19 protein-coding genes are annotated in these 17,575 nt (G+C 59.4%); 13 read left to right on the forward strand and 6 right to left on the reverse strand.

The genetic code is table 11. From position 1 onward, the window contains the following. Positions 1-50: 50 nt before the first annotated feature. The 3 genes from FHW68_RS19745 to FHW68_RS19755 all read right to left on the reverse strand — a co-directional run bounded on the left by FHW68_RS19745 (position 51) and on the right by FHW68_RS19755 (position 2,180). Positions 51-689 (reverse strand): LysE family translocator, encoded by a 639-nt coding sequence (locus tag FHW68_RS19745; protein ID WP_183682516.1) that lies wholly within the window; start codon positions 687-689, stop codon positions 51-53. Position 690: 1 nt separating this feature from the next. Further along, complete coding sequence (locus FHW68_RS19750; RefSeq protein WP_008070203.1) at positions 691-1,461, reverse strand: 2OG-Fe(II) oxygenase; 771 nt, start codon at positions 1,459-1,461, stop codon at positions 691-693. A gap of 92 nt (positions 1,462-1,553) precedes the next feature. After that, entirely contained in the window at positions 1,554-2,180 is a 627-nt protein-coding gene (locus tag FHW68_RS19755; protein ID WP_183682520.1) for an alanyl-tRNA editing protein, read from the reverse strand. Positions 2,181-2,271: 91 nt separating this feature from the next. On the opposite strand from FHW68_RS19755, the gene FHW68_RS19760 reads away from it, so the two are divergent. Continuing rightward, a complete protein-coding gene (locus FHW68_RS19760) occupies positions 2,272-3,270 on the forward strand; it encodes a LysR family transcriptional regulator (RefSeq protein ID WP_183682523.1) in 999 nt (332 codons plus the stop codon). Positions 3,271-3,372: 102 nt separating this feature from the next. Here FHW68_RS19760 and FHW68_RS19765 read toward each other — a convergent pair whose 3' ends face one another. Together FHW68_RS19765 and FHW68_RS19770 are read right to left on the reverse strand one after the other, a co-directional pair. Further along, positions 3,373-3,780, reverse strand: coding sequence for a PA2817 family protein (locus tag FHW68_RS19765; protein ID WP_095634879.1), 408 nt, complete (start codon positions 3,778-3,780; stop codon positions 3,373-3,375). Between the two features lie 100 nt (positions 3,781-3,880). Beyond that, entirely contained in the window at positions 3,881-6,328 is a 2,448-nt protein-coding gene (locus tag FHW68_RS19770) for an acyl-CoA dehydrogenase (protein WP_183682526.1), read from the reverse strand. Positions 6,329-6,576: 248 nt separating this feature from the next. On the opposite strand from FHW68_RS19770, the gene FHW68_RS19775 reads away from it, so the two are divergent. The 4 genes from FHW68_RS19775 (at position 6,577) to FHW68_RS19790 (ending at position 9,744) form a co-directional block, all read left to right on the forward strand. Beyond that, positions 6,577-7,236, forward strand: a complete 660-nt coding sequence (locus FHW68_RS19775; protein WP_183682529.1) for a transglutaminase family protein — start codon at positions 6,577-6,579, stop codon at positions 7,234-7,236. Between the two features lie 43 nt (positions 7,237-7,279). Continuing rightward, on the forward strand, positions 7,280-7,903 hold the full coding sequence (locus FHW68_RS19780; protein ID WP_095634882.1) for a glutathione S-transferase family protein: 624 nt from the start codon (positions 7,280-7,282) through the stop codon (positions 7,901-7,903). A gap of 132 nt (positions 7,904-8,035) precedes the next feature. Beyond that, positions 8,036-8,968: an ABC transporter ATP-binding protein gene (locus FHW68_RS19785; protein WP_095634883.1), complete on the forward strand. Its 933-nt coding sequence runs from the start codon at positions 8,036-8,038 to the stop codon at positions 8,966-8,968. Beyond that, entirely contained in the window at positions 8,965-9,744 is a 780-nt protein-coding gene (locus tag FHW68_RS19790; protein WP_095634884.1) for an ABC transporter permease, read from the forward strand. Before FHW68_RS19785 ends, FHW68_RS19790 begins: the two co-directional genes overlap by 4 nt. A 168-nt stretch (positions 9,745-9,912) precedes the next feature. Here the strand turns inward: FHW68_RS19790 and FHW68_RS19795 are convergent, their stop codons facing one another. Next, positions 9,913-10,428 (reverse strand): DUF2062 domain-containing protein, encoded by a 516-nt coding sequence (locus tag FHW68_RS19795; RefSeq protein WP_095634885.1) that lies wholly within the window; start codon positions 10,426-10,428, stop codon positions 9,913-9,915. A gap of 136 nt (positions 10,429-10,564) precedes the next feature. Between FHW68_RS19795 and FHW68_RS19800 the strand changes: the two genes are divergently transcribed. The 8 genes from FHW68_RS19800 to murB all read left to right on the forward strand — a co-directional run bounded on the left by FHW68_RS19800 (position 10,565) and on the right by murB (position 17,419). Continuing rightward, complete coding sequence (locus tag FHW68_RS19800; protein ID WP_183682532.1) at positions 10,565-12,799, forward strand: DNA internalization-related competence protein ComEC/Rec2; 2,235 nt, start codon at positions 10,565-10,567, stop codon at positions 12,797-12,799. A 97-nt stretch (positions 12,800-12,896) separates the two neighbouring features. Next, positions 12,897-13,532, forward strand: a complete 636-nt coding sequence (locus FHW68_RS19805) for a MotA/TolQ/ExbB proton channel family protein (protein ID WP_052964866.1) — start codon at positions 12,897-12,899, stop codon at positions 13,530-13,532. After that, on the forward strand, positions 13,529-13,957 hold the full coding sequence (locus FHW68_RS19810; protein WP_183682535.1) for a biopolymer transporter ExbD: 429 nt from the start codon (positions 13,529-13,531) through the stop codon (positions 13,955-13,957). Before FHW68_RS19805 ends, FHW68_RS19810 begins: the two co-directional genes overlap by 4 nt. Continuing rightward, a complete protein-coding gene (lpxK, locus tag FHW68_RS19815; protein ID WP_183682538.1) occupies positions 13,957-14,967 on the forward strand; it encodes a tetraacyldisaccharide 4'-kinase in 1,011 nt (336 codons plus the stop codon). Before FHW68_RS19810 ends, lpxK begins: the two co-directional genes overlap by 1 nt. Positions 14,968-14,992: 25 nt before the next feature. Then, the gene (locus FHW68_RS19820) at positions 14,993-15,178 is read left to right on the forward strand and encodes a Trm112 family protein (protein WP_003179363.1); all 186 of its coding nucleotides are present in this window, start codon (positions 14,993-14,995) and stop codon (positions 15,176-15,178) included. Beyond that, positions 15,175-15,939, forward strand: coding sequence for a 3-deoxy-manno-octulosonate cytidylyltransferase (kdsB, locus tag FHW68_RS19825; RefSeq protein ID WP_183682541.1), 765 nt, complete (start codon positions 15,175-15,177; stop codon positions 15,937-15,939). The genes FHW68_RS19820 and kdsB overlap by 4 nt, the downstream gene beginning before the upstream one ends. Further along, positions 15,939-16,403, forward strand: coding sequence for a low molecular weight protein-tyrosine-phosphatase (locus FHW68_RS19830; RefSeq protein ID WP_183682545.1), 465 nt, complete (start codon positions 15,939-15,941; stop codon positions 16,401-16,403). Before kdsB ends, FHW68_RS19830 begins: the two co-directional genes overlap by 1 nt. Further along, positions 16,400-17,419 carry a UDP-N-acetylmuramate dehydrogenase gene (gene murB / locus FHW68_RS19835; RefSeq protein ID WP_183682548.1) on the forward strand — a complete coding sequence of 340 codons (1,020 nt, stop codon included), beginning with the start codon at positions 16,400-16,402 and terminating at the stop codon, positions 17,417-17,419. Before FHW68_RS19830 ends, murB begins: the two co-directional genes overlap by 4 nt. Positions 17,420-17,575: the final 156 nt, after the last annotated feature.

Raw genomic sequence — 17,575 nt, forward strand, 5'->3', positions numbered from 1 at the left:
CGTGGCATCCATATCGGCCCGCCAGTCAGACTGGGGGGCGTATGTTTGTTTTACATCGACAGAATCAACCGGCCAGCGAACAGAATCAGGATCACGCCCATGGTTCGTTCGAACCAGTGCCCCATGCGCATGAACAGCAATCGCACCCGGACGCTGGAAAAGAACAGGGCCACGATCACGAACCATAAGGCGTTCACGAAACACATCCACAGCCCGTACAGCGCCTGAATCTGCAGCGGTGTCGTGGCACTGATGATCGTGGTAAAGATCGCCAGGAAAAACAGGGTGGCCTTGGGGTTGGTGGCATTGGTTAGAAAACCTGTGGTGAACGCCTTCAGCAATGTTTGCTCGACCACCGGTTCGTCTGCACCTTTGTCGCCTTCCAGCACAGTTTTGGGTTTGCTACGCAGCAGGCTCACGCCGAGGTACAAAATGTAGGCACCCCCCACCACCTTTGCCACCGTCAACAACCAGGGTGTGGTGTGCATCAGCGCGCCGACGCCGAGCAAGGTGTAAAGCACATGCACGGAAATGCCTGCGCCGATGCCCAGGGCCGTGCAAATCCCCACTAAACGGCCGAAACGCACGCTTTGGCGGATGGTCACGGCAAAATCCGGTCCGGGGGCGACCACGGCCAGAAAGTGGATGGTTGCCAGCGCCAGAAACTCGCCCAGGTAATTCGAAAACATCTCAGCTCCAGAAAGTCAGGGGTGAAGCATTGCCGCGATAGCCGACAAAGAAGGACAGGCTCAATCGCGGGTCGTCCACCCCCGGGGTCACCGAGTGCATGCAGCGCGAATTGAACATGATGAAGTCACCCGGCTCGGGACGGATCTCCAAAGTCGGAGGGCCAAGCAAGGCGGGGTCGATGCCGTAACTGTCGCCACGCATTTCATCGAACTGGTCTGGAGAAATGTCATGGTCCCACATCTGCAACGCGCCACCCTCGGTGGGCATGTTCAGGTAAACGTTGCAGGCGAATTGCGCTTCCAGGCTTCTGGCCTGGAAGCTGTCCGGGGCGTCCTTGGCGAAAATGTCGTGATGGGCGAGGAAGCACACTCCGGGCTTCACGACCCGGGATAACCCCACATACATCTTGCGGCCATAGAGATTCTCCAGGTGCGCCCCCGCCGGCCAGGACTCGTCGAGCATGCAGCGCAGTGTGTCGACAGGCGAGGAGTAGGGGGCGCAACGGCTGCGTAACTCGGCGATGTTGCTGGTGGCGCGCTCGAAATAGTCCTCGATCAGCAGCGGCTGGTTTTCCGCTTCATAAAACGCCATGCCAATGCGACCGATGCTCGGCGCGTTGATATAGCCTTCGAAGCCGGGGGCGAGGATCTTGTCACCGATCTGAATCGCCAGCGGCCCAGGTAACAAGCCTTTGACGCGGATGGCGAGGACTTCTTCATTGGCCAGTTTTTGTATGCACGTCTCATCGAGACGCTCGACGTCAAGCATCATGTTTTTAGGTCCATCTATCAGATAGTCAACAGAGCCGGCGAACGCAGGCTCCCCGGCGTCAGGCGATGACGGGGCCGACATCGCCAAAATGCTCAATCCACGCTGTAGTGGACTGACAGCGTTCCTTTCTTCTGTGAAAGGGACGTGATCGTGACCGTGCCCAAATCCTTCAGGCTCCGTACATGGGTGCCGCCGCAACCGTAGGCGGGCAGTTCACCGAAACCGATTTCCCGGGCGCCTTCGCGTAATGACGTCAGACGCGGCAGGTCATGGGCGATCCATTGCGTGATGCCATGCTGAATCGTCTGGGCATCGAACTCCTGAGCGTTATTCCCCGGCTTGAATTGAACACGTCCTTCATCCGGCCAGTGATGAGCCTTGATCGGCATCCAGCCCATCGCCTGGACGAAATGACCGATCAAGTGCCCCGCCGAATGCATGCGGGTGTTGAACCGCCGGCGTTGCTCGTCGACCCGAATCTGGGTCATGCCAGGTTTTACCGGCTGGTCGACGAAATGGATGATCCGGTCCGGTTCCTGAACCACCCGCAGCACCTTGCTTTCGCCGATCGAGCCGGTATCCCAGGGTTGCCCGCCGCCTTGGGGATGAAACAGTGTGGCACGCAACACGACTGCGAATTCGTTTTCGTAGGGCGTGCAATCCAAGACTTCCACATTGGCCTTGAGGTCATCACTATGGAAGAAGAGGCGAAGCGTCATATTCCATGCCCTTATTAAAATTTCTATTTTTTATTATATGAATCGTGGAATAGCGTGATAATCCGTTCAATCATCAAAGGACTGTTGCGCTGTGAGCATAAATCTTCCCCTGCCTCTGCTCGGTGAAATGGCGATTTTCGTCAAGGTTGTCGAGACCGGCAGTTTCTCCGAAGCGGCACGCCAACTAGGTTCTTCACCCTCGGCGGTGAGTCGCAGCATTTCGCGGCTGGAGAAAGCACTCGCCACGCGGCTGCTGCAACGCACTACGCGCAAACTGCGCCTGAGTGACGCTGGCGAAGAGGTGTTCAAGCGTTGCCAGGAGATGGTCAGCGCGGCGAAGTCGGTGATGGAAATCAGTGGTCAGTTCACCCATGAGGCGGAAGGGCTGGTGCGTGTCAGCGTGCCCAAGGCGGTCGGGCGATTCGTGATTCATCCGCACATGCCCGAATTTCTGCGGCGCTATCCCAAAGTGAACGTGGAGTTGTTGCTCGATGACCGTCAGGTGGATTTGATCGACGACAACGTCGATCTGGCGATCCGTATTACCGACCGCCCACCCGCGGGGCTGGTGGGGCGGCAGTTATTGACCATCGATCATTTGCTCTGTGCAACGCCACACTACCTGGCCGAACACGGCACGCCGACGCATCCCCATGATTTGCTCAACCACAGCTGCATCTACCTGGGCGAAACCCCGAGCGATGCGCGCTGGAAATTCAAGAAAGGCAGTAAAGCCGTGACCGTCGGCGTGCGCGGCCGTTATGCCGCCAATCACACGGGCGTGCGACTGGGCGCGGTATTGCAACACATCGGCATCGGCAGCCTGCCGTACTTCACAGCCCGTTATGCGCTGGAACAAGGGCTGATCGTGCAGGTTCTGCCGGACTGGACTTTTCTGGCGTCCTACCACGGCGGCGCCTGGCTGCTGCATTCGCCCACCCGCTATTTACCGCCCAAATTACGGGTGCTCATCGACTACCTGGTGGAATGCCTGGAGAAGGAGCCAACCTTGAGCCGGCCGGGCAAGCCGGGTGCGTTGGGCAAGGTCGCGACGGAGTATGAGTTGCCCGAGAGCGATGGGTTGCTTTGACCGGCCTCGAAGACTGACTTCGAACCACCACATCTCTCGGCAATGCCACAAAAAAGGCCCGCATGTTCAACCATGCGGGCCTTTTGCGTTACTTAACAGAGATCAGTGCTTGCTGTCCTGGTTCGACATCGACAGCAGCTGTTTTTCCTGGTTCCAGTCGAACGGTTCGTCGTTCTGTTCGGCTTCGTAGCGACGTTCTTCCAGCGCCTGGTACATATCGATTTCTTCGTCCGACAGGTAATGCAGACAGTCGCCAGCGAAGTACCACAGCAGGTCCCGCGGGATCAGGTGGGCAATCTGCGGATAGCGGGAAATCACTTGGGTCAAGATGTCCTGGCCCAGGTACTGACTTTCAATCGGCTCGATCGGCAAGGATGCCAGCAGTTCGTCGAAGCGCTCCAGGAACAAGGCATGGCTTTCTTCGGGAACCTGTTCGGCCTCACCTACGGCGACCAGGATGCTGCGCAGGTGGTCAAGCAAGACGAGATGATCGGCAACGACATTGGACACGAGATAAGTCCTCAAGAGCAAAACGGGCGCGGGAGTATAAAGCTCCTGCGCCCCTTTTCACATATTAAAGAGCCCCATGCAAGACACAGGGTCCGCCGGATCAGCGGACCTTGCCTTTGGCCAATACCAGCTCCTTTGGATCGAAATCATCGACATCAATCACCTTGCGTCGCGCCACTTCTACCTCGCGCAAGGTCTGGGCTTCAAGCGGTTGCAAGACACCAGCCTCCAGAGCGGCATCGATGGGAGACTCTCCGACATCGGGTGTGACCTGGCGACTTTTGAGCGCCGTGTTGAGTTTTTTCTGTAGCGGCTTGGCGGCGTTCAGCAAATCGCAAGCGTACTGCAGGGCGCCGACCGAATCCTCGGGCGATTGCGGGCGATAGCAGCCGCCCAGCAATTCCTCAAGCGCAGGATCACCCTTGGGGCGGCCGATGACGGCTGCGACATTGGCCGCCAGCCTGTCCGAGGGGCCTCTGTGGCGCCGACCGAACGGGAACACCATCACCCGCAGCAGGCATCCAACTACCTTGTTCGGGAAATTGGTCAGCAGTTCGTCCAGCGCACGTTCGGACTGACCGAGACTTTCTTCCATGGCCCAGGCGAACAGCGGATGCATATATTCCGGCGAATCGAGATCGTGATAACGCTTGAGTGCGCCGGAGGCCAGATACAGGTAGCTGTGTACATCGCCCAGACGTGCGGACAACCGTTCGCGACGTTTCAGATCACCGCCCAGCAGCATCATGCTCAGGTCTGCAAGCAGGGCAAAGGCCGCGGCCTGACGGTTGAGGGCGCGGAAATAGCCTTGGCTGAGCCTGTCCCCGGGCATGTGTTCGAAATGCCCCAGGCCGAGGTTCAGCACCAGCGTGCTGGAGGCATTGCATACAGCAAAACCAATGTGATCGAGCAGCAGTGCATCGAACTCGATCAGTGCCTGTTGTTTGTCTTCGCGATGGGCGAGGGCCATTTCCTTGAGCACGAACGGATGACAGCGAATAGCGCCCTGGCCGAAGATCATCAAACTGCGTGTCAGAATGTTCGCACCTTCGACCGTGACGGAAATGGGCGCACCTTGCCAGGCACGCGCCAGGTAGTTGTTCGGGCCCATGATGATGGCCCTGCCGCCGTGAACATCCATGGCGTGGCTGATGCATTCGCGACCGCGTTCAGAGAGGTGGTATTTGATAATGGCCGAAGGTACCGAGGGTTTTTCGCCGAGGTCGACCGCGTTGGCGGTGAGCATCCGTGCGCTGTCCATCAGCCAGGTATTGCCGCCAATCCGCGCCAGTGCCTCTTGAATGCCTTCGAAGGCTGACAGCGGTGCGTTGAATTGTTCGCGAACCTGCGCGTACTGGCCCGTCACCAGACTGGTGAACTTGCCTGCAGCGGTACCGATGGCAGGCAGCGAAATGGAACGCCCGACCGACAGGCAGTTCATCAGCATCATCCAGCCTTCGCCGAGCATCTCCTGACCGCCGATGATGAATTCCAGCGGTACGAACACATCCTTGCCGGCGTTCGGGCCATTCATGAACGAGGCGCCCAGCGGCAAGTGACGGCGACCGATTTCTACACCGGGGGTCTGGGTTGGAATCAAGGCGAGGGAGATCCCCAGGTCCACTTTGTCGCCCAGCAGATGATCCGGGTCATAGGCCTTGAAGGCCAGGCCGATCAAGGTCGCCACCGGGCCGAGGGTGATGTAGCGTTTTTCCCAGTTCAGACGCAGGCCGAGGGTTTCCTTACCTTCCCATTCACCTTTGCAGATGACCCCGGTATCGGTCATCCCGCCGACGTTGGAGCCCGCCATCGGGCCGGTCAGGGCAAAGCAGGGGATGTCTTCGCCGCGGGCCAGCCGTGGCAGGTAATGATTGCGTTGTTCGTCGGTGCCGTAATGCAGCAGCAGTTCCGCCGGACCGAGTGAGTTGGGCACCATGACGGTTGACGCCAGATCGCCGCTGCGGGTGGCCAGTTTCATCGCCACCTGGGAGTGGGCATACGCTGAAAAGCCTTTGCCACCATATTCCTTGGGAATGATCAGGGCAAAAAAGCCATGTTGTTTGATGTGATCCCAAGCCTTGGGCGGCAGATCCAGTAACTGGCCGATCTGCCAATCGCTGACCATGGCGCAGAGTTCTTCGGTGGGGCCATCGATGAACGCTTGTTCTTCTTCGCTCAGTTGCGCTTTGGGATAAGCCAGCAGCTTGTTCCAGTCCGGACGCCCACTGAACAGCTCGCCGTCCCACCAGACCGTGCCGGCTTCAATGGCTTCACGTTCGGTTTGCGACATCGGCGGCAGGTTTTTTTGAAACCAGCTGAACATCGGTGCCGTGAAGAGTTTTCGGCGCAGATCCGGCAGCAACAGGAAAGCGCCCACGGCTGCGAGCATCACCCAGAAAATCAGCATGAGCCAGACGGGGGCAGGGCTGAAGATGCCCATCGCCAGCAGATAGACAGCGATGATGCCCAAGGCGGGCAGAGGCGCAGTGCGGCGATGGGCCAGATAGGCAATCCCGACCACCAGAACCAGTATCCACAACAGCAGCATATTCAATTCTCCATGAAGCCAGGGGCAAAACCACCTTCAGAGCTTAGACGGCATCCATAAAAGTGGAGGTCAGAGCGATAGGTCTGAGTTTGTAGGAATCAACGGCTGAAACTTGTCAGGTATTTCGAGGACAGGCGGTTGAGCGCTGTTATCGACAGCGCGGTAAACGCTGATATTTGGCCGAAACGTCGTTATCTCTGTGCTGAAGGTGTCGCTAGACTCGTGGCTTCCCCCAGGAGATTGTTCCCATGCACGCCTGTCTGAGCCCCGGCCGCTTCATCGATAGTGACCACCCCTCGGTGGTGGAGTTCGCCGAAAAACATCGCGGCGCCGGGCGCGATCCGCTCGAACAGGCGATCAATCTCTATTACGCGGTGCGCGACGCCGTGCGCTACAACCCTTACACCTTCAGCCGCGATCCAGAGACCTTGCGCGGCAGCTATGCGCTGGCGGCGGGGGAGAGTTATTGCGTGCCCAAAGCCACGCTGCTCGCCGGTGCAGCCCGGCATTGCGGGATCCCGGCGCGGATCGGCCTGGCGGATGTGCGCAATCATCTGTCGACGCCGCGCCTGCTCGAATTACTCAAAAGCGATGTGTTCGCCATGCACGGCTACACCGAGTTGTATCTGAACGATCGCTGGGTCAAGGCCACGCCAGCGTTCAATCAACAACTCTGCGAACTGTTCAATATCGCGCCGTTGGAATTCGACGGGATCAACGACAGCGTATTCCATCCCTTCAACCGTAATGGCGAGCAGTTGATGGAATACCTGATCGATCATGGCCAGTTCACCGATGTGCCTGAAGCGTTCTTTTTCCAACACCTGGAAAAGTGCTATCCGCACCTGTTTGGCGAGCAGCTGCCGGTACTGCTGGGTGACATGCAGAGCGATTTGAGTCGCGCCTGATCCGGCGTATGCTGCCTGCGCATTCATCCAAAAAGGAGCGGTCATGCTGAAGATCTGGGGGCGGAAAAACTCGTCGAATGTCCGCAAGCCATTGTGGGCGGCCGAAGAGCTGGGCCTGGCTTATGAAGCCATCGATGCCGGCGGCGCCTTTGGCGTGGTCGACACGCCTGAATATCGCGCGATGAATCCCAACGGCCGCGTGCCGGTGATCGAAGACGACGGTTTTGTACTGTGGGAGTCCAACGCCATCGTTCGCTACCTGATGGCTCGTCATGCCAGCGATACGGCTTGGTATCCGACAGACCTGCAGGCCCGCGCCTCTGCCGAAAAGTGGATGGACTGGACCACCTCAAGTTTTGCCGCCCCGTTCCGCACGGTGTTCTGGGGCGTGTTGCGCACCCCGCCAGACCAGCAGGACTGGCCGGCCATCAAGGCCGCGATCAAGGAGTGTGACGATCTGCTGTCGATGGTCGATCAAGCGCTGGCGACCAAACCGTATCTGTCGGGCGATGAGATCGGCATGGGCGACATTCCTCTGGGCAGTTTCATTTATGCCTGGTTCGAGATGCCGATCGAGCGCGCGCCACAGCCTCATCTCCAGGCCTGGTATGCCCGATTGAAACAGCGTCCGGCCTATCGGAAGGCAGTCATGACCGCGTTGACTTAATACTCACTATCGACACGCTTGACTGTACTTGTGCGGCAGCGACAAGCACCATTGCGCTCATGCGCCGTGGTTGCATTGCTCGCCGCCCGGCCTTATTTATTCCTTTCTTCCCTTCTTGGTGCGTAATCCGATATGAGTTCCGCTCTGTCCATCCGGCAGCTAACCAAAACCTACGGCAACGGTTTCCAGGCCTTGAGTGGTATCGATCTGGACGTCGCCGAAGGTGACTTTTTCGCCTTGCTCGGCCCTAACGGCGCCGGCAAATCCACCACCATTGGCATTCTCTCGACCCTGGTGAACAAGACCAGCGGAACGGTGAATATCTTCGGTCATGACCTGGACAAGGAGCCGGCGGCGCTCAAGCGCTGCATTGGTGTTGTGCCCCAGGAATTCAACTTCAACCAGTTCGAAAAGACCTTCGACATTGTCGTGACCCAGGCCGGTTACTACGGCATCCCGGCGAAAATCGCCAAGGAACGCGCCGAGCAATACCTGACCCAACTGGGCCTGTGGGACAAGCGCGATGTGCCGTCGCGCTCGCTGTCCGGCGGCATGAAGCGCCGACTGATGATCGCCCGAGCGCTGGTTCACGAACCGCGCCTGCTGATCCTCGACGAACCGACGGCGGGGGTGGACATCGAATTGCGCCGCTCGATGTGGACCTTCCTCACCGAACTGAACAAGAAAGGCATCACCATCATCCTCACCACCCACTATCTGGAAGAGGCTGAGCAGTTGTGCCGCAACATCGGCATCATTGACCACGGCACCATTGTCGAGAACACCAGCATGAAGCAGTTGCTCAGCCAACTGCATGTCGAAACCTTCTTGCTGGATTTGAAGAACACCTTGCAAGTGGCTCCGCAATTGCTCGGTTACCCGGCCAAACTGATTGACAGTCATACCCTGGAAGTCCAGGTCGACAAAGCCATGGGCATTACCGCGCTGTTCACCCAATTGGCGCAGCAGAACATCGAAGTGTTGAGCCTGCGTAACAAAACCAATCGCCTCGAGGAGTTGTTCGTGTCTCTGGTGGAGAAGAATCTGTCGAAGGTGGCGGTATGAGTTCCGAGCTTCAACCCAACCTCATTGCCCTCAATACCATCGTTTATCGCGAGATCAGACGCTTCACCCGGATCTGGCCACAGACGTTGCTGCCACCGGCAATCACCATGGTTTTGTACTTCGTGATCTTCGGCAATCTCATCGGTCGGCAGATCGGCGACATGGGTGGCTTCACCTACATGGAGTACATCGTGCCGGGGTTGATCATGATGTCGGTGATCACCAACTCCTACGGCAACGTGGTGTCGAGTTTCTTTGGCAGCAAGTTCCAGCGTTCCATCGAAGAGTTGATGGTATCGCCGGTGTCGCCCCATACGATTCTGATTGGCTACACCTTGGGCGGCGTGCTGCGCGGGTTGATGGTCGGGATTATCGTGACCCTGCTGTCGTTGTTCTTCACTCATTTGCAGGTGCATCACTTGGGGGTGACCGTCCTGGTGGTGGTGCTGACGGCGACGATTTTCTCGCTGCTGGGTTTCATCAACGCGGTATTTGCGCGTAACTTCGACGATATTTCGATCATCCCGACATTCGTGCTGACGCCGTTGACGTATCTGGGCGGGGTGTTCTACTCGATCAGTTTGCTGCCACCGTTCTGGCAGAGCGTGTCGCTGGCCAACCCGGTGCTGCACATGGTCAACGCCTTTCGTTACGGCATTCTTGGTGTGTCGGATATCCGGATCAGCGTGGCGATCACCTTCATGCTGATTGCGACCATTGTGCTGTATATCGGTTGTTCACGATTGCTGGTGAGTGGGCGCGGGATGCGTACCTAAGAGCGACCGAGTCGCCTTCATCGCGGGCAAGCCCGCTCCCACAATGAATTGGAGTTGGCCACATTATCTGTGAACGACACAGATCCCTGTGGGAGCGGGCTTGCCCGCGATGACGTCAGCCCAGACACCAAAAAAAACGGCCTCCGCGTTGGAGGCCGTTTTACATTCTCACATTCGACTTTTCTTGCGCCGCTTCCATTGCCTACTCACCCACCAGCGCCAATACATCATCACCAGACAATAGGCGAGGGCACCCAGCACCAACCCCGTCACCACCGAACCAAGCAAGAACGGTTGCCACAGGCTCGAGAGTTCGCCGCTGATCCATTCCCAGGTCAACTCATCCGGCAGGCTGCGGGCGGGAACGTCCATCAGCCAGGCACCGGTCTGGTAAGTGCAAAAGAATACCGCCGGCATGGTGATCGGGTTGGTCAGCCAGACCAGACTGACGGCAATCGGCATGTTGCCGCGCACCACAATGGCAAGGACGGCCGCCAACAGCATCTGCAACGGGACGGGCAGGAAGGCCGCGAACAGTCCGACCGCCATCGCCCGCGCGACGGAATGGCGATTGAGGTGCCAGAGGTTCGGGTCATGCAGCAGGGTGCCGAGAAAGCGTAAGGATTTGTGTTCCCTGATGCTGGTCGGGTCTGGCATGTATCGTTTGAATAAGCGCCGGGGCATAGGGCTTCTCGGTCGGTTAAGGCGGCAAGTATGTCTTGATTCTACGAACCGCCCATTCAGACTTTGTGACAATTGATAACGACAGACGTGCGACGGACCGGCTAAGCCTAGGGCTGGAACTCTCAAGGACGGGCTTATGCGCACAGGGATGATGGCGCTGGCGCTGGGTCTGTTGGCCCTGCGTTTTTTACCGGTATTACCGCCAGCGGTGTTGTGGCTGTTGTTGCCGATAGTGGGTTTGATGCTGTTGCCGTTTCGCACCTTCCCCCTGGCATTTTTGCTGTTCGGTTTCAGTTGGGCGGGCGCGAATGCACAGTGGGCGCTGAATGATCGCCTGGCAGCGAAGCTTGATGGCGAGACTCGCTGGCTCGAAGGTCGTGTGACCGGGTTGCCGCAGCAAGCTGAGGGGGTGGTGCGTTTCGAACTGACGGACAGTCAGTCGCGTCGCACCAGTTTGCCTCGGCACCTGCGCCTGGCCTGGTATGGCGGGCCGCCCGTCAACAGTGGCGAGCATTGGCGGCTGGCGGTCAAATTGAAGCGTCCTGCCGGGTTGCTCAATCCACATGGGTTCGATTACGACGCCTGGTTACTGGCCCGGCACATCGGCGCCACTGGGACCGTCAAGGACGGCCAACGACTGATGGAGGCGCAATGGGCCTGGCGCGACGGCATCCGGCAACGTTTGCAGGCGGTGGATGCCCAGGGGCGAACGGGCGCGCTGACGGCGTTGGTGCTGGGGGACGGCGCGGGGCTGAGTCGTGAGGATTGGCAGGTGCTGCAAGACACCGGCACCGTGCATCTGTTGGTGATTTCCGGGCAACACATCGGCTTGCTGGCGGGGGTGGTGTATCTGCTGATTGCCGGGTTGGCGCGTTATGGTTTATGGCCCAAGCGCTTGCCGTGGCTGCCATGGGCATGCGGACTGGCGTTCGCCGCGGCGCTCGGTTATGGGTTGCTGGCCGGCTTTGAGGTGCCGGTGCGGCGGGCCTGCCTGATGATCGCTCTGATGCTGTTATGGCGACTGCGGTTTCGTCATCTCGGCCTATGGTGGCCACTGTTGTTGGCGCTGAATGGTGTTTTGCTGCTGGACCCGCTGGCGAGCCTGCAGCCGGGCTTCTGGTTGTCCTTTGCGGCAGTCGCGGTGCTGATTTTCACCTTTGGCGGGCGATTGGGGCCGTGGCGCTGGTGGCAAACCTGGACCCGCGCCCAATGGTTGATCGCGATCGGTCTATGCCCGCTGCTGTTGGTGTTGGGGTTGCCGATCAGTCTCAGCGGGCCGCTGGCCAATTTGCTGGCGGTGCCTTGGGTCAGTCTGGTGGTCCTGCCGCCGGCCTTGCTTGGAACGATGTTGTTGCCCGTTCCTTATGTGGGCGAAGGATTGCTGTGGTTGGCCGGCGGTCTGATCGATCTTTTGTTCAAGGGGTTGGCATTGATCGCCGGGCAATTGCCCGCGTGGGTGCCGGTGGCGGTCCCATTGTGGGCATGGGCGTTCGGTACGCTGGGGGCCTTCCTGCTGTTAATGCCGCGTGGCGTGCCGTTGCGCCCGTTGGGTTGGCCGATGTTGCTGCTACTGGTTTTTTCGCCCCGGCACACATTGCCTGAAGGCATGGCCGAGGTCTGGCAACTGGGTGTCGGTCAAGGTTTGGCGGTCCTGGTGCGCACTCGCCATCACACTTTGCTGTATGACGCCGGGCCACGGTTCGGCGATATCGACCTGGGTGAGCGGGTAGTACTGCCGTCATTGCGCAAGCTGGGAGTGGATGGACTCGATCTAATGCTCATCAGCCACGCCGATGCCGATCACGCCGGCGGTGCGCGAGCCATTGCGAGCGCACTACCGGTGAAACAAGTACTCAGTGGCGATCACCCGGCCCTGCCAGAGGAGCTACACGCCGAGGGCTGTGAGAGCGGTCAGCAATGGAACTGGGACGGGGTGAAGTTTCAACTCTGGCAGTGGTCATCGGCCAGCGACAGCAATCAGAAATCCTGCGTGTTGCAGATCGAAGCCAATAGCGAGCGGTTACTGCTGACTGGCGACATCGATGCCGCGGCCGAGCAGGTGCTGCTCGACAGCTCACTGGCGGTGCCGACGGATTGGTTGCAGGCCCCCCATCATGGCAGTCGCAGTTCGTCTTCGATGGCGTTGCTCAAGGTATTGCAACCCAAAGCGGTGCTGATCTCACGTGGCAATGGCAATTCTTTCGGTCATCCCCATCCCACGGTGGTGGCGCGGTATCAAAAGCGTGGCGTGGCGATCTACGACAGCGCCGAACTAGGTGCCATTCGTCTGCAACTGGGGCGCTTCAAGCCGCCGTGGACGATGCTTCAAGAACGGCGCTTCTGGCGCGATCCGCCACCATCCAGCCAGTAACCCGACCTGTCAAAGCCCGACCGGATACGACATCGCGGTCTTCGGTGCGTCCACCCCCTATGTTAGAGTGGCGCACTTTTTCGAGGGGACTGTCACTGTGTGGGAATTGGTCAAATCCGGCGGTTGGATGATGCTGCCGATCATTCTGAGTTCCATCGCGGCCATGGCGATCATTGCCGAGCGTCTCTGGACCCTGCGTGCCAGCCGCGTGACCCCGGAGCATTTGCTCGGGCAGGTCTGGGTCTGGATCAAGGACAAACAACTCAATAAAGACAAGCTCAAGGAACTGCGCGCCAACTCTCCGTTGGGCGAGATCCTCGCCGCCGGTCTGGCGAATTCCAGGCATGGTCGCGAGATCATGAAAGAGTGCATCGAAGAAGCCGCTGCGCGAGTGATTCACGAGCTCGAACGCTACATCAATGCCCTGGGCACCATTGCCGCCATGGCCCCGTTGCTGGGGCTGCTGGGTACGGTGCTGGGCATGATCGATATTTTCAGTGCATTCATGGGTACGGGCATGGGCACCAACGCATCGGTGCTGGCCGGGGGGATTTCCAAGGCGCTGATCACCACCGCCGCCGGTCTGATGGTCGGCATCCCGGCCGTGTTCTTCCACCGTTTCCTGCAACGCCGCATTGATGAACTGGTGGTGGGCATGGAACAGGAAGCAATCAAGCTGGTCGAGGTAGTGCAGGGTGACCGCGACGTGGACCTGGCTGAGGGCAAAGCGTGAAATTCCGTCGTAAACCACGGGAAACGATAGACATCAACCTCGCGTCGTTGATCGACGTGGTGTTTATCCTGCTGCTGTTTTTCGTTGTGACCACCACATTTACTCGTGAAACCCAGTTGCGCGTCGATTTGCCGGAAGCGGTCAGCGGTTCCCCGGCCGAAGACCAGCAGGCCAAACAACTGGACATCGCTATCAGCGCCGAAGGGGTGTTCTCGGTCAACAACCAGTTGCTGCCCAAGAACGACCTCACCAGCCTGATGGAAGCGCTCCAGAAAGAATCCAACGGCGATACCAACATGCCGCTGTCCATCAGCGCTGATGGCAAAACCCCCCACCAGTCTGTCATTACCGCAATGGACGCTGCCGGCAAGCTCGGTTTCAGTCACTTGCGCATGACCACTGTCGAGGCGGCGCCGGCGTCCTGATGGCCATGTCCGATCGATTGCTCGCTGCGTGGTACGAAGGCCATCCGGCGCTGAAGCTGTTACAGCCTCTGGAATGGCTGTATCGGCGTGTGGTCATGGGCAAGCGCGAGCGCTTTCTGGCGGGTGACGGCGAGATTTATCAGCCGCCGGTGCCGCTGATCGTGGTCGGCAACATCACGGTGGGCGGCACTGGCAAGACGCCGCTGATTCTATGGATGATCCAGCATTGCCAGCGCAACGGTTTGCGAGTCGGCGTGGTCAGCCGTGGTTACGGCGCCAAACCTGCGCAATTGCCCTGGCGGGTCGAAGCGGACCAAAGTGCGGATGTGGCGGGTGATGAGCCATTACTGATCGTCCAGCGCACCGGCGTGCCGCTGATGATCGACCCGGACCGCAGCCGCGCAGTCAAAGCCTTGCTGGCGAGCGAGCCGCTGGACCTGATCCTTTCCGACGACGGCATGCAGCATTACCGGCTGGCCCGGCACCTGGAACTGGTGCTGATCGATGCCGCCCGGGGGCTGGGTAACCAGCGTTGCCTGCCGGCCGGGCCGTTGCGTGAGCCGATCGAGCGTCTGCAAAGCGTCGATGCGGTGCTTTATAACGGTGCCACGGCGGACCGCATCGACGGTTTTGCCTTCCAGCTGCAACCCACGGCACTGGTCAACCTGCAAAGCGGCGAACGCCGGCCCCTTGATCACTTCGCCCCAGGCCAGGCCATTCACGCCGTGGCCGGGATCGGCAATCCCCAGCGTTTCTTCACGACCCTCGAAACGCTACACTGGCGGCCAGTGCCGCATGCATTTGCCGACCACGCCGAGTACAACGTGCAGGCCTTGAATTTCACGCCGTCATTGCCCGTGGTGATGACGGAAAAAGACGCAGTGAAGTGCCGTGCCTTCGCTGTCGCCGATTGGTGGTACCTGGCGGTCGATGCTGTGCCATCGCCGGCCTTCGTGGCCTGGTTCGATACGCAGCTGATGCGCCTGTTGCCGGCTCGTCTTTCGCCTTAAATCCGTTTCTATCCAGGGAATGTTCATGGACACCAAATTGCTCGATATCCTCGCTTGCCCGGTCTGCAAAGGCCCGCTCAAGCTCAGCGCCGATAAAACCGAGCTGATCAGCAAGGGCGCCGGCCTGGCGTATCCGATTCGCGACGGCATCCCGGTGATGCTCGAAAGCGAAGCGCGCACCCTGACCACCGATGAGCGTCTGGATAAATGAGCACCGCCTTTACCGTCGTCATTCCGTCGCGCTTTGCCTCCACCCGTCTGCCGGGCAAACCCCTGCTGCTGATCGCCGGCAAGCCGATGATCCAGCATGTCTGGGAACAAGCGAGCAAAAGCAATGCCCAGCGAGTGGTCGTTGCCACTGACGATGCGCGCATTGTCGAGGCCTGCAAAAGCTTTGGTGCCGACGTGGTGCTGACGCGCGAAGACCATAATTCCGGCACCGACCGTCTGGCCGAAGTCGCGGCGAAACTGGGCCTGGCCCCGGACGCCATTGTGGTCAACGTTCAGGGTGACGAGCCGTTGATTCCGCCGAGCGTGATCGATCAGGTCGCCGCCAACCTGGCCGCCCACACCGAAGCGCGCATGGCCACCCTGGCCGAGCCGATCGAAGACGTGGAAACCCTGTTCAATACCAACGTGGTCAAGGTGGTCTGCGACCTCAATGGCCTGGCGCTGACGTTCAGTCGTGCCACCTTGCCGTGGGCTCGTGACGCGTTCGCCAAGAGCCGCGAGCAATTGCCGGAAGGCGTGCCGTATCGCCGCCACATCGGCATTTATGCCTATCGCGCCGGCTTTCTGCATGACTTCGTCACTTGGGGCCCGTGCTGGCTGGAAAACACCGAGTCTCTGGAGCAACTGCGGGCGCTCTGGCATGGTGTGCGGATTCACGTCGCCGATGCACTGATCGCACCGCCCACCGGGGTCGATACCATTGAAGACCTCGAGCGCGTTCGTCGCTTGCTGGAGGCCTGATGCGGGTTCTGTTCGTCTGCCTGGGCAATATCTGCCGTTCCCCCACGGCCGAAGGCGTGTTGCGGCACAAACTGCGTGAGGCGGGGCTGGCCGATCAAGTCGAAGTGGCTTCCGCCGGCACCGGTGACTGGCACGTCGGCAAGCCCCCGGACAAGCGCAGCCAGGCGGCGGCGAAACTGCGCGGCTACGACCTGTCCACCCAGCGCGCCCAGCAAGTGACCCGCGCCGATTTCACCACCTACGACCTGATTCTGGCGATGGACAACAGCAATCTGCGCCACCTCAAGGCCCTGCAACCGGCCAAGGGCAAGGCCGAGCTGGACCTGTTCCTGCGTCGTTTCCAGTCGGAAATCGATGAAGTGCCTGATCCTTATCACGACAGTGACCAGGGCTTCGAAACGGTACTGGACCTGATCGAGCGCGCCAGCGATCTGCTGGTCATCGAATTGAAGGGCCGGTTATGAGTTTGCAGGTTCAACGACAGGTTTCGCTCAAGCCGTTCAACAGCTTTGGCGTGGATGTTCAGGCCCGGCTGTTTGCCGAAGCCCATAGCGACGCCGACGTGCGTGAAGCCCTGGCCTATGGATTGGAACATGATGTGCCGGTGCTGGTGATCGGTGGCGGCAGCAATCTGCTGCTGACCGCTGATGTGCAGGCGCTGGTGCTGCGCATGGCCACACGGGGGATTCGCCTGCTGAGCGATGACGGTAACCAGGTGGTGATCGAGGCCGAGGCGGGCGAACCGTGGCATCCGTTTGTGCAACATACCTTGGCGCAAGGGTTGGCGGGGCTGGAAAACCTCAGCCTGATTCCCGGCACCGTGGGCGCGGCACCGATGCAGAACATCGGCGCTTACGGCGTCGAGATCAAAGACGTTTTTGCCGGCCTGACCGCCCTTGATCGCCAGACCGGCGAGCTACGGGACTTCACGCTGGCCGAGTGCAACTTCGCCTACCGCGACAGCCTGTTCAAACAGGAACCGGGACGTTGGTTGATCCTGCGGGTGCGTTTCACCCTCACGCGCACCGCGCACCTGCACCTGGAATACGGTCCGGTTCGCCAGCGCCTGGCATCGCTGGGCATCGATCACCCGACGCCTACCGATGTCAGCCAGGCCATTTGCAGCATTCGCAACGAAAAACTCCCGGATCCGGCGGTGCTCGGCAATGCCGGCAGCTTCTTCAAGAATCCCTTGGTGCCGGCAACATTGGTGGCGCAACTCAAGGAGCAGTACCCGGAACTGGTGGCCTACGCGCAACCCGACGGGCAAATGAAACTGGCGGCGGGCTGGCTGATCGAACAGGCCGGCTGGAAAGGTTTTCGCGACGGTGATGCCGGTGTGCATAAATTCCAGGCGCTGGTACTGGTCAACTACGGCACCGCAACGGGCCTGCAATTGCTGAACCTGGCGCAACGTATCCAGAAAGACATTTCAGAGCGTTTCCATGTCGACCTGGAAATGGAACCCAATCGGTATTAGAAAGGCAGCGTCAAGTTTCAGGTTTCAAGCGCCAAGCTACAATCCTCATATGTCGAGCGTCGCTGCTTTGTTTCTATTAGAAGCGTGCAGCTAAAGCTTGCAGCTAAAAAGCCCTGTCCAAGCAGGGCTTTTTTGTTAATGCTGGCTTAACTTAGC

This window comes from Pseudomonas sp. Tn43, from assembly GCF_014192635.1.
GTDB lineage: Bacteria > Pseudomonadota > Gammaproteobacteria > Pseudomonadales > Pseudomonadaceae > Aquipseudomonas.